This is a genomic window from Natrialba sp. PRR66 (assembly GCF_034808065.1).
GTDB lineage: Archaea > Halobacteriota > Halobacteria > Halobacteriales > Natrialbaceae > Natrialba > Natrialba aegyptia.
In genome coordinates this window covers 431128-445311 of sequence record NZ_JAXHGN010000002.1, presented here as the reverse complement: position 1 = coordinate 445311, position 14184 = coordinate 431128, and the positions used below count along the sequence as shown (strand labels likewise).

14 protein-coding genes are annotated in these 14184 nt (G+C 65.0%); 6 read left to right on the top strand and 8 right to left on the bottom strand.

What is annotated here, in order from left to right; translation table 11 throughout:
• Window positions 1–3: 3 nt before the first annotated feature.
• From SM755_RS08340 to mbhE, 3 genes are read right to left on the bottom strand one after another with little or no spacing between them, the layout of a single operon-like run.
• The gene (locus SM755_RS08340) at window positions 4–357 is read right to left on the bottom strand and encodes a sodium:proton antiporter (RefSeq protein WP_006665920.1); all 354 of its coding nucleotides are present in this window, start codon (window positions 355–357) and stop codon (window positions 4–6) included.
• The gene (locus SM755_RS08335; RefSeq protein ID WP_323172259.1) at window positions 354–818 is read right to left on the bottom strand and encodes an MnhB domain-containing protein; all 465 of its coding nucleotides are present in this window, start codon (window positions 816–818) and stop codon (window positions 354–356) included. The genes SM755_RS08340 and SM755_RS08335 overlap by 4 nt, the downstream gene beginning before the upstream one ends.
• Window positions 815–3280 carry a hydrogen gas-evolving membrane-bound hydrogenase subunit E gene (mbhE, locus tag SM755_RS08330; RefSeq protein ID WP_323172258.1) on the bottom strand — a complete coding sequence of 822 codons (2466 nt, stop codon included), beginning with the start codon at window positions 3278–3280 and terminating at the stop codon, window positions 815–817. Before mbhE ends, SM755_RS08335 begins: the two co-directional genes overlap by 4 nt.
• A gap of 193 nt (window positions 3281–3473) precedes the next feature.
• Between mbhE and SM755_RS08325 the strand changes: the two genes are divergently transcribed.
• The 4 genes from SM755_RS08325 (at window position 3474) to SM755_RS08310 (ending at window position 6828) form a co-directional block, all read left to right on the top strand.
• Window positions 3474–4154 carry a helix-turn-helix domain-containing protein gene (locus SM755_RS08325; protein ID WP_323172257.1) on the top strand — a complete coding sequence of 227 codons (681 nt, stop codon included), beginning with the start codon at window positions 3474–3476 and terminating at the stop codon, window positions 4152–4154.
• Window positions 4155–4223: 69 nt separating this feature from the next.
• Complete coding sequence (locus SM755_RS08320) at window positions 4224–4457, top strand: hypothetical protein (RefSeq protein ID WP_323172256.1); 234 nt, start codon at window positions 4224–4226, stop codon at window positions 4455–4457.
• Between the two features lie 64 nt (window positions 4458–4521).
• Complete coding sequence (locus SM755_RS08315; protein ID WP_323172255.1) at window positions 4522–6189, top strand: tRNA uridine(34) 5-carboxymethylaminomethyl modification radical SAM/GNAT enzyme Elp3; 1668 nt, start codon at window positions 4522–4524, stop codon at window positions 6187–6189.
• 402 nt (window positions 6190–6591) lie between these two features.
• Window positions 6592–6828 (top strand): hypothetical protein, encoded by a 237-nt coding sequence (locus SM755_RS08310; RefSeq protein ID WP_323172254.1) that lies wholly within the window; start codon window positions 6592–6594, stop codon window positions 6826–6828.
• A 168-nt stretch (window positions 6829–6996) separates the two neighbouring features.
• Here the strand turns inward: SM755_RS08310 and SM755_RS08305 are convergent, their stop codons facing one another.
• From SM755_RS08305 to SM755_RS08295, 3 genes are all read right to left on the bottom strand, one after another.
• Complete coding sequence (locus tag SM755_RS08305; RefSeq protein WP_323172253.1) at window positions 6997–7815, bottom strand: aldolase/citrate lyase family protein; 819 nt, start codon at window positions 7813–7815, stop codon at window positions 6997–6999.
• A gap of 69 nt (window positions 7816–7884) precedes the next feature.
• Window positions 7885–8550, bottom strand: coding sequence for a lactate utilization protein (locus SM755_RS08300; RefSeq protein ID WP_006665912.1), 666 nt, complete (start codon window positions 8548–8550; stop codon window positions 7885–7887).
• Between the two features lie 139 nt (window positions 8551–8689).
• Window positions 8690–9532 (bottom strand): ZIP family metal transporter, encoded by an 843-nt coding sequence (locus tag SM755_RS08295; RefSeq protein ID WP_006665911.1) that lies wholly within the window; start codon window positions 9530–9532, stop codon window positions 8690–8692.
• A 159-nt stretch (window positions 9533–9691) separates the two neighbouring features.
• Here SM755_RS08295 and tenA point away from each other — a divergent pair, with 159 nt between their 5' ends.
• Complete coding sequence (gene tenA / locus SM755_RS08290; protein ID WP_323172252.1) at window positions 9692–10351, top strand: thiaminase II; 660 nt, start codon at window positions 9692–9694, stop codon at window positions 10349–10351.
• A gap of 55 nt (window positions 10352–10406) precedes the next feature.
• Here the strand turns inward: tenA and SM755_RS08285 are convergent, their stop codons facing one another.
• Complete coding sequence (locus SM755_RS08285; RefSeq protein ID WP_006665909.1) at window positions 10407–11063, bottom strand: hypothetical protein; 657 nt, start codon at window positions 11061–11063, stop codon at window positions 10407–10409.
• A 271-nt stretch (window positions 11064–11334) separates the two neighbouring features.
• Here SM755_RS08285 and rqcH point away from each other — a divergent pair, with 271 nt between their 5' ends.
• Window positions 11335–13503, top strand: coding sequence for a ribosome rescue protein RqcH (gene rqcH, locus SM755_RS08280; RefSeq protein ID WP_323172251.1), 2169 nt, complete (start codon window positions 11335–11337; stop codon window positions 13501–13503).
• 173 nt (window positions 13504–13676) lie between these two features.
• Here rqcH and SM755_RS08275 read toward each other — a convergent pair whose 3' ends face one another.
• A complete protein-coding gene (locus tag SM755_RS08275) occupies window positions 13677–14093 on the bottom strand; it encodes a DUF2178 domain-containing protein (protein WP_323172250.1) in 417 nt (138 codons plus the stop codon).
• Window positions 14094–14184 lie beyond the last annotated feature (91 nt).

Here is a 14184-nt window from a genome sequence, read left to right as displayed (position 1 = left end):
CGTTCACTCGCGATCACCCAGTTCGGAGGCGTCGAGCGTGTCGTGTTCCTCGTAGACGCGGTAGGAGAGCACGAGCGCGAAGGCGGTCATGCCAAAGCCGATGACGATGGCCGTGAGGACGAGTGCTTGCACGACCGGATCGGTCGTCTCGGGGACGCCCTCGCCGTGGCCGGCGAGGATCGGGACGGTCTCGAAGCCGCCGAGTTCGATCCCACCCATCGCCAGCAGGTAGACGTTTGCCGCCTGGCTGACGATGGCGAGTCCCCAGACGACGCGGATCAGGTCGCGTCGAAGCAGGAGGAACGTCCCGAGTGCAAACAGTGCGCCGACCACGAGCGCGAGGACGAACGCGCTCATTCGGCACCCACCACCGAAATAATCGTCAGCAGGCCGCCGACGACGACGCAGTAGACCCCCAGATCGAACGCCAGCGCGCTCGCGATTTCGAGGTGATGGTAGAGCGGCACGCCCTCGAGAACGATGTACGACTGCGACAGGAAGGGGTGAGCAAGCGCAAGCGGGACCAGCCCGCTGCCGACGGCGATCGCGAGGCCGGCCGTAAACAGCCGGCGGTAGGCGACGACGACGCGATCGCGCGAGGGGGTCTTTCCGGGATCGACATCGCGGCCGAGGACTCCCCGTTCCAAGAAATCGAGGCCGAACGCGATGTAGACGATCACGAACGCGGTCGACGTGAGGACGCCGGCGATGAAGCCGCCACCGGGGAGGTTGTGCCCCTCGATAAGCAGCGAGATGGCGACGATCAGAACGATTGGGACGACGATGCGAGCAGTCGTTCGCATGATGACGGTCGTCATTCGGATTCACCTCGGGTCTCGTGACTTTCGCGCGGTTCGTTCGCACTCCCGCCCTCCGCATCCTCGATTGCGACTGAACTCTCGTCACCGCGTGAGCGCATGACAATGAGCGTGAGGATCGAAATCGCGGCGACGGCGATCACGACGAGTTCACCGAGCGTGTCGAAGCTGCGAAAGTCGACCAGGATCACGTTGACGATGTTTTGTCCGCCGCCCTCGGGAACGGCGTGTTCGGTGTAGTAGCGGGCGATTGCGCTCTCGCCGGCGGGTCGGGCGTCGGTCGTGAGGAGGACGGTGATGAACGCGGTTGCGCCGACCAGGACGGAGAGGGCGGCGTCACGAGCGACCCTGCCGAGACTGACTTCGTAGTACTCCGGGATCTCTTCGACGACGAGCAGGAAGATCACCAGCACGAGCGTTTCGACGACGAGTTGGGTCAGTGCGAGGTCGGGTGCGCTGGCGAGGATGTAGAAGATGGCGATCATGAATCCGAGGATCGAGAGTGTGAGGATGCCGGCGACGTGCGAGTCGGCGGTGACGACCGCGAGGCCCGCGACGACTGCGAGGGAGAGGACGAGTGCGGCCGCAATCGGAACGTCGAGACTGGTGAGGGAAGCGGGGTCGAACGCGACGGGAGGGACGGCGGCATCGGTCGCGGCGAAGCCGGCGAGTGCGAGGACGCAAGTGGCGGTGAGCGTCCACGTCGCGTACGTCCGGAGCAGGCCGTTGTGAACGCGTGATGCGAGCCACGCGCCGTCGTCGGTGAGACGTTCGGTGATCGCGTCGTACCACCAGTTCGCGCCGATCGGCGGGACCACTCGGGGGATCGATCGGATGCTGCGGTGAATGGAGTCGTAGAACGGGTACGCAAGGACGCCGCTACCGATCGCGACGGCGCTCATCCCGACGGCCGGCGAGTATGCTGTCGGGAGCTCGACGTGCATCTCGTGGGTCCCGGGATCGACGGCGGTCGCGTCGACGCCGGCCTGCACGATCGCCCGAACCGCGAGTTCGGGATCGATGCTGACGACGGCCGTCAGTGCGGCCAGGACGGCGGGGGAGACGAGCAGTATAACCGGTGGCCGATGAACGTGGTCGAGCGAGTCGGGTTGGCGGCCGAAGAAGAGCGCGAGGAATCGAAGCGAGTACAGGACGGTGAAGATGCTTCCGAAGACGGCGACGGCCGGGTAGAGCCAGTCGAGCGGGCCGAGGTCGTGGTGGTGGCTCGCTTCGACGGTCGCCTCGAAGAGGAGTTCCTTCGAGTAGAAGCCGCTGAACGGCGGGATACCGCCCATACTGAGGGCGACGATAGCGGTGAGAAATGCCGTCACGGGGAGGTCGTGACGGAGTCCGCCGAGTTCATCGAGACGCCGCGTCCCCGTCTCGTGAGCGATGATACCGGCGATCAGGAACAGGGCGGCCTTGAAGAGCGCGTGGTTGAACAGGTGGAAGACGCCGGTTTCCGCGCCGAGGATCGAGGTGAATCCGAAGCCGGCGATCATGAGCCCGAGGTGACTCGCCGTCGAGTAGGCGAGCAGTTCCTTGATGTCCGTCGCGGCGACGGCGAGAAGGGCGCAGATCGTCATGGTTGCTAAGCCGAGCGTTGCGAACAGCACCACCCACTCGAGGCTCGCAAAGAGCGGGCGAACGCGGCCGACGAAGTAGACGCCGACTTTGACCATCGTCGCGGAGTGGAGAAAGGCCGAGACGGGCGTCGGCGCGGCCATCGCGTTGGGAAGCCAGAAGTGAAGCGGTACCTGTGCGGATTTGGTTGCCGCGCCGACTGCGAGCAGCCCCAGCACCGGAACGAACAGGCCCGCCTCCCGCAGCGCGGTCTGCATCTCGTCGGGTCGGTCGAGCATCGCGGCGAGGTCAAAGGCGGACGTTCCGGGACCGACGATGTCACCCGCGACGAACGCGAGCAGGAGAAAGCCGACGAGCACGAACAGCCCGCCGCCGACCGTCACGAGCATCGCCATTCGGGCGGCGTACTGCGAGGACGCGTCGTCGGTGTGAAAGCCGATCAGCACGAACGAACAGAGGCTGGTGAGTTCCCAGAAGAGGAAGATTGCGATGAGATCGGCGGCGAGTGCGATTCCGATGATCGAGCCCATGAACGCGAGGAGTGCAGCGTAGTATCTGGCGAGTCCGGACTCGCCGTGCATGTACGCCGGCGAGTACAAGAATACGAGCGCGCCGATGCCGCTCGCGAGGAGTGCGAACAACAACGCCCAGCCGTCGACGTAAAACCGGAGCGCGACCTCGAGCGACGGAATCCAGGCCAGTTCGACGGTTCCCTCGGAGCCGTACTGCGTTCCGAGGAGGGCGAAACAGAACGCGGCGACTGCCGCCCCGGCGTAGCCCGTCTTCTCGCCGAGCGATCGGATCAACAGCGGCGTCACACCCGCAACTGCAAACGGCGCTGTGACTACGGCGAGCACGACCGACAGCTCCGGGGGCATTCAGTCTGTTTTGACTACCAGCAGCGCCAACTTAACGATTCACCCGGAACTCGCGATTTTCGACCGACATCAGGGACGCATTTGCGAACGATCCGATCCGGATCGATCCACACCGAACGGAGCATCCCGTATCCACGGGAGCTATTGCCATCTCAACCCCGCGGCTTATCCCGCATCGTCCGCTTGCTCTCCCATGAGTGTCATCGCCGAGTTCACGATCCCAGCGGGCGCGTTCGCGCTGGGAGAAACGTTCGACCGGGTTCCCGCTGTAACGGTCGAGGTCGAACGGCTCGCGACGCACAGCCGAGAGTGGGTCATGCCGTTTCTGTGGTTCACGAACGCCGAAATCGAACCCATCACGACGGCACTGGCAGCTGATCAGAGCATCGACGGGTACGAGTTCCTCGACAGCGAGGACGACATCGTCTATTTCAACGTTCACTGGGACGAGGCGGTCCAAGAGCGGGTCGACGAGATCGTCGATCAACACGGCATCGTTCAGGAGGCGACCGCAGTGGATGGCCACTGGTTCTTCAAACTCAAGTTCGTCGATCAGACGGCTCTCGAGGAGTTCCACCAGTACTTTCAGCGCAAGGAGTACGCGTTCGAACTGCAACGGATCTACGACGGGTCCGCACCGAAAGAACGCGAGTACGATCTGACGAGCGCCCAACGCGCAGTTCTCGTTACGGCGCTCGAAATGGGGTACTTCGACGTGCCCCGCAACGCCCAGATCGGCGATCTCGCAGTCGAACTCGACATCTCCACGAACGCGGTTTCGGAACGCCTTCGCCGAGCAACCAAGAACTTGACGGAAAACACGCTGGTCGTCTCCTCGGAGCAGGCAAAACGCGAAATCGACGACGCAGACTGAGCGCCCGCTTATAAGAAGCCTCGAACTCACAGCAGTATTCGTTTCCACGTTCTAACCGATAGTACTGCTATGTCGAAGGAGTCGTCGTCGAACTCGTCGGGCGATACCGAGGAACACGAATCAGGCACAGAGAAGGTTGCCGCCGTCTGTTCGGAATGTGGAACGGCCTACGCGGCCGAGAAGTGGCCCGACGGGAAGATTCTCCTGATCGGGCAGCGAACCGGCTGTCAGTGCGGCGCGACATCGTTCGTCGAAATCGACGACGAAGACGAGGAATTTCCGCCACAGCCGAACGCAGAGTGACGGCCGCGAGCGAGCGGTAGCGAGTCCGACACGCTTATTCGCGCCGCCCGATGAACGGTGGATAGTGAGTACCGAGACGCCTGACCGCGAGCCGACCGAAACCGAGGCGTTCGAGCGAGTCTGCGAGACGCTCGTCGAGCGGATTCTCGCAGGCGACGTCGAACGCGACGAAGTCGAGAAGGCCAAACTCGAGGCCTGTTCGGAGCACTCCGCACCGAAGGTTCCGAAGAACTCGGAACTCCTCGATTACGCGCCCAAAGAGCACCGCGAGGACCTCGAAACGGTGCTTCAGCGCAAACCCGTCCGCACCGCCTCGGGCGTCTCGCCGGTCGCGATCATGACCTCTCCCGAGCGCTGCCCGCACGGGAAGTGTCTCTACTGCCCCGGCGGCCCCGACTCGGAGTTCTCTTCGTCCCAGAGCTACACCGGCAACGAACCCGCCGCCGCCCGCGGCGTGCAGAACGACTACGATCCGTACGGCCAGGTGACGCTGCGCCTCGAACAGCTCCGCGAGATCGGCCACCCGATCGACAAGGTCGAACTCATCCTGATGGGCGGGACGATGACCGCCCGGAGCCACGATTACCAGGAGTGGTTCGTCAAGCGCGCCCTGGAAGCGATGAACGACTACGACGTCGACAAGGAGCCCGAACCCGCGGAGGGCGAAAGCTTCGCCGAGGACCCCGCCGAGTACGAGTTCAAGTATTTAGAAGACGTGATCGCCGAGAACGAGACGGGAGACGTTCGGAACATCGGGACGACGTTCGAGACCAAGCCCGACTGGTGCGATCCCGAGCAGATCGACCGGATGCTCGATCTGGGCGGCACGAAAGTCGAGGTCGGGGTGCAGACGACCTACGAGCGGATCAACCGCGAGATGCACCGCGGCCACGGCGTCCAGGCCTCGATCGAGGCCAACCAGCGCCTGCGCGATTCGGCGTTCAAGGTCGGCTTCCACATGATGCCCGGCCAGCCGGGCATGAGCAAGGAGATGTGTCTGGAGGACTTCCGCCGGCTCTTCGAGCAGGACCAATGGAAGCCCGACTACCTGAAGATCTACCCGACGCTGATCGTCCGCGGCACGGCGACCTACGACTGGTGGCACGAGGGCGAGTACGAGCCGCTCGACAACGACGAGGCCGCCGAACTGGTCGCCGAGATCAAGGACATGATCCCGCGCTACACGCGGCTCCAGCGCGTTCAGCGGGATATTCCAGCAGATTATATCGATGCGGGCGTCTGGAAGTCGAACCTCCGTCAGTTAGCCCGAAAGCGAATGGACGACCACGACTGGAACTGCGAGTGCATCCGCTGTCGGGAGGTCGGCATGAACGACGCCGAGCCGAACGAGGTCGACCTCGACGTGATGACCTACGACGCCTGCGGCGGCACGGAGCACTTCATCTCGTTCGAGGACTTCGACCAGGATCTGCTGATCGGCTTCTGTCGGCTCCGGTTCCCGAACGACCCCGTTCGGCCGGAACTCGAAAACACCGCCCTCCTTCGCGAACTCCACGTCTACGGCTCCGAAGTTACGATGGGTGAGGCAGGCGAGTCGGACCAGCACCAACACCAGGGCTACGGTCGCCGCCTGATGAACCGCGCGGAAGAACTCGCGGCCGACGCGGGCTACGACAAGGTCAGCGTCATCTCGGGCATCGGCGCGCGGGAGTACTACCGGAACAAGCTGGGCTATCACCAGGACGGCCCGTACGTAAGCAAGCGCCTATAACGGCCGCTGCGAACGCTATTTTGACTGATTCATCGGTTTGGTACCGGTGTCCGAGACCGTCCGGTTACTGCTGCGTCTCGCACCAGTGAGGACACGGCACGTCGCAGCAGCATCCCGCAAGAACGCCGGTACTCACCCATCCATTCGAGTCAAGTAACAGTAGATATAAGACACCACACATCAACGGTTAGAACGGAAGCCACAACGGGCAGACGCAAAATGCCCCGGGTGCAGACACACCCGAGACGTGGCTTCCAAACCCCGAGGAGGGTTTGCAGCCATGTTCGGATTCATTCTACCGGGACATAAACATCCCGCACGATCGACGTATCGCTCGCTTCGAGTCTCATCGCCATCGCTCACGGATACAGTCACCATCGCGACTGCCTGCCGGAGGCGACGATGAGGGATGAGAACCTGAAGTCGATCGACGAACCGACCGGTCCCTCGTTGCCCGACTGTCCGCTCTGCGGCCAGGCGGTCGTGACCGTGACGATCCTCGGTCCGACGACGGCAGTTGCAGCTCCCTGCGGCTGTCGCGCGCCGCCGGAAGTCGTGCTCGTCGACCCGGCCGTTGCCTCGGCCGGCGACACCGGGGATGCGCCAACGAATACGGACGCCGACACGGGCAGGGGGTAACGTCGCGAAAAAGAACGGAACCCGCGCTACGATCGGTGCTCCCGAGACTACTGGACGAAAATCGGCGAACGCTCGATCGCGTCCCGCGAACCGTCGCTCGTGGGAGTCGTTCGAGTACGTTCGATGAGTCAAAGGTTTTCTCCGGCAGTATGGACCGAGACGTGCGGATTACTCGTCTCGCTCCGCTATCGCATCGTCGAACGCCGCCTTCGCCCGCCGCCCGCCCGATTTCACGTAATCGATGTCGACGCCGGCCAAGACGAAGTCGAAGCCGCGATCGACCCACCGTTCGATCTCCTCGTCCTCGAACGCCAGCGTCGCGACGGGTTTGTCGACTTCGTGGCCTGCCTCAAGGATACGATCGACAGCCGCGAGGAACTCGTCGCTCTCGGTCTCGCCGAAGCGCCCGAGCGCGGCCGAGAGATCCGCCGGGCCGACGAACAGCCCGTCGAGGCCGTCGACGGCGACGATCTCCTCGACGTTTTCGAGGCCGGATTCGGTCTCGATCTGGGCGATCGTGACGAGTTCATCGTTCGCCCGGTCGACGTATTCAGGAAACGCCAGTCCGAACTCGTTGGCGCGGCCGAAGCCGACGCCGCGGACGCCGTCGGGCGGGTAGCGGGTCGCCTCGACGAGTGCGCGCGCGTCCTCGGGCGTGTCGATCATCGGTGCCATCACGCCGTCGACGCCCGCGTCGAGGACGCGCTTGATCTCCGTCGAATCGTTCTCCGAGAGTCGGACGATGGTTCCGGTATCGGACGCGGTCTCGGTCCCGGTCTCGGATTCGTCGGCCCCCGCGGCGTCTGCCGCGTCGACCGCGCGTGCGATCTCCGTGAGCGTCTCGATCGAGTTCGTCGAGTGCTCGCCGTCGATGACGACGGCGTCGAACTCGAGGTGGGCACTGATCTCGCCGATCGCCGGATCGCTCAGTGCGACCCAGGTACCGACGAGTCGCTCGCGATTGCGGAGGTTCGAGACGAAGGTCATGGCGAAGCGTTGGCCGATCAACGAGAAAAGGCCACCGGTGGCGGAAACGGGCGGTTCGACCGCGGCCGCTTAGAACCCGAGTTCGTCGTCGATCAACACGAGTTGCGTGCGGTCGTCGACGCGCTCGTACTCGAGGGAGACGAGTTTGCCGACGAGGCTGCCCTGGTCGTAGACCTCCCGTGCACGGGCGTCCTCGAGCGGGAGCGCGAACTCGCGGACGCGCTCGACGGCCGTCTCCCAGTCCGGTTCGATCTTGTTCGTCCCCGCGACGAGGACGAGCGATTCGGCCCCGAACGGCCAGGCCCCGACGGCGTTCCCGAGCGCGTTTGCGCCGACGAGTTCGCCGCTTTCCGCGACAGCGTTGACGCCATCGAAGAAGACGTCGGCGGTGGTCGCCTCGCGGCGGCGGGTCGAGCGCTCGTCGTCGTCCTCGATTTCGGCGAGTGCGTTGCCGACGTAGTCGAAGCCGTCGGCTTCCTCGAGGGTATCGGCGAAGCCGATCTCTTCTAGGGTCGTCGAGTGGCCGTCCATTACCGCCGCACCGTCGGGGATTTGATCGGCGAGGAACTCCCGGGCCGCGTCCCCGTCGTCGAATACGTCGACCGCAATGTTTCGATCCTCGACGTTCGAGACGACCGTTTCGAGCGTCTCCTCGTCCGGGCGGTCGTCGAACCGCTCCTCGTCGATGTCGAGTTCGTCGTCGAAGTCGTCTTTCGTGTGATAGTCAGAGGCCATGGTCGGTGACGTGACAACGGTTGGGAGCCGATCCGGATCAACGCCCGGCCTGAATACGACTACGGCCTGCGGGATGGCCGCGCCGGCTCCGCACTTCTGACCGCGCTCAGATCCCTCTCAGACTGTGCACAGCCCCCTCTCAGACCGCGAGTACTGTATCCACGATCAGCATCAGCGCGAAGCCGAGGATGAACGCCGCCGTCGCGGTGTCGGCGTAGCCGTGGCCGTGGCTCGAGGGCACGAGTTCGCGGAAGACGACGGCGATCATCGCGCCCGCGGCGAAGCCGGCGGAGACCGGGAAGAGCCCGGAGACGACCGTGACGAGCGAGAAACCGACGGCCGCAGCGATCGGTTCCGGGATTCCGCCGGAAAGGGTCGTATAGAGGATCGTTCGACCGCGAGAGACGCCCGCCCGGACTGCGGGAACCGCCATCGCGAACCCGTCGGGAACGTTCTGGACGGCGATGGCGGCCGCGATGGCGAAGCCGACGGCGGACTCGCCGCTCGCGAACGCGATGCCGACCGCGAGACCCTCGGGGACGTTGTGGATCGTCACGGCCCCGCCGACGAGCGTCGCCCGGCGCAACCCGTCGCCCGTGAATTCGACGGGACCGCGTTCGCCCGCTCCCGGCGCGTTCACCGCCGGCTCGGCGTCGAGCGAGCGAGCCAGCAGTGCGGTCCCCTCGAGACGCTTGCTGCCTCGAAATCGCAGATGGAGGTGCGGGAGCGCGGCGTTTCCGACGAGCAGGAACGCGCCCCCGGCGACGATTCCGACGACGACCTCGAGCGGCGTTCCGAACTCGAGACCGGGAAGGACGAGCGCGAAGACGGCCGCGCCGACCATGATCCCGGCGGCGAGTCCCAGCGCGCCGTCGTAGAGCCGGTGGCTCACCCGCTCGGTTAGTAACAGCGGGAGCGCCCCGACGCCGGTGAGTCCGCCCGCAACGGCAGCGACGAGAACGACTTCCGCGAGCGAGACCATACCGTTCGTTCGCCGTCGAGGCAAAAATGACTATCCGGGTCGCCGGCGCGCACCGCCGACTTCGGCCGCGGACAGCGGCAGATGACACGGGGGCGTCCGGCGTTGGATAACTCGATTGTACCACCAACATATAATACCGCGCAACCACCGAACTCGTCTATGGCATTCAGCGACCACCTCCTCAACGCCGGCGCGGACATCTGGGACGCACAGAAGCGCCATCCGTTCGTCACCGAACTCGCCGCCGGCACGCTCGAGGAAGCCGCGTTTCGCCACTGGGTGAAACAGGACTACCGGTACCTGCTCGATTACGCGCGCCTGTTCTCGATCGCCGGGACGAAAGCGCGCGACGAGGAGACGATGACCCACCTCCTCGGCGTCGCTCACAACGTGCTGGAGCACGAACTCGACCTCCACCGCGAGTTCGCCGCGGACTACGGGATTTCGAGCGCCGAACTCGCGTCGGTCGAGAAGGCCCCGACCTGCGTCGCCTACACGAACTTCCTCGTTCGGACGGCCTACGAGGGCTCGCTCGCGGAAATCGCAGGTGCACTCTATCCGTGCATGCAGGGCTACCTCGACGTGGCCGAGCACATGGCCGAGCTCGCCGACGAGGAGCACCGCTACACCCCGTTCATCGAGATGTACACCGGCGAGGAGTTCCGCGAGGCGACGGCGTGGTGTCGCGAGTTCGTCGATCGCTGCGGCGAGCGTTATCCCGGCGAGCGCGAGGCGATGCGCGAGGCGTTCCTGACGAGCGCGAAGTTGGAGTACCGGTTCTGGGAGATGGCCTATACGCGGGAAGGGTGGGAGCTGTGACCGGCGGTCGCGTGAGCTGAGAGAGCGAGCGAGACGATAGGCGTCGGCGTCTGTGTCAATCGATCGTGATCTCGAGTTCGAGCAGGCCCAGATACGAGGGCGCGTTCCCGCTCGTTCTGAACTCGGTGGGCGTCGAGTCGACGAGCTGGTAGAACTCGGTTTGGGTCGCGGGGTGCATCGTCGAGCCGTCTTCGCGCTGGAGGAACGCCGGCGCGTCCGTCTGGCGAATGTACTCGACCTGTTCCTGCCAGTCCTCGCCGCTGTGCAGGAAGATGCCAAAGGAGAACCTCCCGGCGGCCACAGCGTCTTGTTTCGTCTCGAAGTGTTCCGCGTCCTCGACGCGGTACTCCTCGTCGCTGAGCCAGGCGAGAGCGGCGACTTCGGGCGTCTGGAGGAGATACACGTCCCAGGAGAGCGTCTTGTCGAAGACGGCCCAGGTGTTTCGCGGCCCGACGGAGTTCACCTCGACGCTGAAGGCGGGCCGGCCCCGCGAGCCGGTCGGTTCGTGGACGAAGGTTGCGTCGTGTCCGGGAACGCGAATGCCGCGGTCGTGGTAGACGACGCCGTCGGCCTCGACGGCGAGGTCGTTGCGCTCGGCGAGTTCGTCGACGAGTTCGAGGACGGGGATGCCGCCGGCGTCCTCGAGCCGGTCGAGAACCGGCGGGAGTTCGAGGATGGCCTGCCAGGTACGCTGGTCTTCCGGCGCGCTCATAGCTGCGGGCTGCCTCCGGTTTCGGGTGGGATGGAATCGACGGACGCGACGGTAGTTGCCCTGCGCGTGCCGCAGGTGGCGGTACGCCTCCGGTTTCCGACGGACGGCGGTTCGACGCCGGTGAGGGGGTCGAGCGCGGCGTTCATACCAGGTACCAGTGGGTCGGGCGGGATTAGCCTTTCCGACTGTCGGTCGGGTTCTCGGCGTGGACGCCAACCGGCCCCGCGAACGGAGCGACACGCCTTTTTGACCGCGCCGGGCACTCTGTTGTATGGATCCAAAGCGGGAGCTTACGAGCGTCGACCTCGCCGCCCTCGTCCGCGAGTTCGGAGCCTACGAGGGCGCGAAGCTCGACAAAGCCTATCTCTACGGGGACGATCTCGTCCGCCTCAAGCTGCGCGACTTCGACCGCGGGCGCATCGAATTGCTGCTCGAGGTCGGCGAGGTGAAACGCGCCCACACAGTTACCCCAGAGCGGGTGCCCGACGCCCCCGGTCGGCCGCCGCAGTTCGCGATGATGCTGCGCAATCGGCTGTCCGGCGCGGACTTCGCCGGCGTCGAGCAGTACGAGTTCGACCGCATCCTCGAGTTCGTCTTCGAGCGCGACGACGGGACGACCCGGATCATCGTCGAACTGTTCGGCCAGGGCAACGTCGCGGTGACGGACGGCGAGTACGAGGTGATCGACTGTCTCGAGACGGTTCGCCTGAAGTCCCGAACCGTGGTGCCGGGCTCGCGCTACGAGTTCCCCGACACGCGGACGAACCCGCTGACGATCTCGCGCGAGGCCTTCGGCCACGAGATGGAGGACTCGGATACCGACGTGGTCCGCACGCTCGCGACGCAGCTCAACTTCGGCGGCCTCTACGCGGAAGAACTCTGCACCCGCGCGGGCGTCGAGAAGGCGATGGACATCGCGGACGCCGACGAGGAGACCTACGACGGGCTCTACGAGGCGATCGAACGGCTCGCGCTCGATATCCGAAACGGGAATTTCGACTCGCGACTGTATCTCGACACCGGCGACGAGGACCGAGCCGGGGACGGCGACAGAGACGGGGACGACGGGAGCGCCGCCCGCGTCGTCGACGTGACGCCCTTCCCGCTCGAGGAGCACGAACAGGACGACCTCGACGGCGAACCCTACGATACCTTCCTCAAAGCACTCGACGACTACTTCTTCCGGCTCGAACTCGAGGACGAGGAGGAGCCGGACCCAACGGATCAGCGCCCCGATTTCGAGGAGGAGATCGCCAAACACGAGCGGATCATCGAACAGCAACAGGGTGCGATCGAGGGCTTCGAGCAGGAAGCCGAGAACCTCCGCGAGAACGCCGAGTCGCTGTACGCCGAGTACGGCCTCGTCGACGACATCCTCTCGACGATCCAGGAGGCCCGCGAACAGGACCGCCCCTGGGACGAGATCGAGGCCCGGTTCGAGGAAGGAGCCGAGCAGGGCATCGACGCCGCCGAGGCGGTCGTCGACGTCGACGGCAGTGAGGGCCTCGTCACGGTCGACGTCGACGGGGAGTACATCGAACTCGTGGCTCACGACGGCGTCGAGCAGAACGCGGATCGCCTCTACACCGAGGCAAAGCGCGTCGCGGAGAAGAAAGAGGGCGCGCTGGCCGCGATCGAGAACACCCGCGAGGACCTCGAAGAGGCAAAGCGCCGCCGCGACGAGTGGGAGGCCGCCGACGGCGAGGAGGCGGACGACGAGGCTGTCGAGGATGAGGGCGAAGACCACGACTGGCTCGCGGATCCGTCGATCCCGATCCGCGAGAACGAACCCTGGTTCGACCGGTTCCGCTGGTTCCACACCAGCGACGGCTACCTCGTGATCGGCGGCCGCGACGCCGACCAAAACGAGGAACTGGTAAAGAAGTACCTGGAACCGGGCGACAAAGTCCTGCACACCCAGGCCCACGGCGGCCCCGTCACGGTCCTAAAGGCGACCGACCCGAGCGAGGCCTCCTCAGCAGACATCGAACTCCCGGAGTCGAGCATCGAGGAGGCCGCCCAGTTCGCCGTCTCCTACGCCTCGGTCTGGAAGGACGGCCGCTACGCCGGCGACGTCTACGCCGTCGACTCCGACCAGGTGACGAAGACCCCCGAAAGCGGGGAATATCTGGAAAAAGGCGGCTTCGCCGTCCGCGGCGACCGAACCTACTACCGCGACACCCCGGTCGGTGCCGCCGTCGGCATCCAGTGTGAGCCCTACACCCGCGTCATCGGCGGCCCGCCGGCGGCCATCGAAGAGTCGGCGGAGACGACAATTGAACTCGAGCCCGGCCGGTACGCCCAGGCGGACGCGGCGAAGCGACTCTACCGGCGCTTCCGCGAGCGATTCGAAGACGAGACGTTCGTCCGCAAGATCGCGAGTCCGGACCGGATCCAGCACTTCATGCCGCCGGGCGGTAGTCGAATTTCCGAAGACTGAGGCGGTCTGCTGTCCCGGTTTCTCGATGCAATCGCAGGACGGTTCGCGGTTGCGCCGGAAATGGCTGACAACAGTCCATTAGGGGCGACCAGCCCCGTCGCTGATCCGGAGAGCAGATTCGACGCCGCGGTCACGCCGTCACCGCTTTTCTCGCGACGCCGCGTTCATCGGTGTCACCCCGAAATATGCCGAAAGTACCCGAGTGCGACGGCGTAGGTTCCGTAGACGACGACGGTCGTCCACGCAATTGCCGCGCTGGCCGGCCCCCACGAAAACAGTTCCGTCCCCGAGAGGACGACCAGCGACGGGTACACGAGCGCCGATAGCCAGCCGAACAGCGCCAGCGTGGTTCCGCTGGCCCGCCGGTGGATCGCGTCGTCGCGCTCGTCGAACAGCGGCCTCGCCGCCCCGTACGGAATCACCGCCGCTGCGGTCAGCCCGACGGCGTAGAGCACAACTGCGATAACGGGGCGGTTCAACGCCGTCCCGACACCGAGGGCGAGACCGGCGGCGACGCCACAGATTCCCATCAGTCGTTTGTACGTCGCTGGACTATCGTTCCGAATCAACGGGAGCGTCGTTTCTGTCATGGATCGATGGCACCCGAGTTCTGTAAAGTACCCTTTACAGTAAAACATGCTTTACACACCTACTTAAATCTATCCGCCACCCAACGATTGC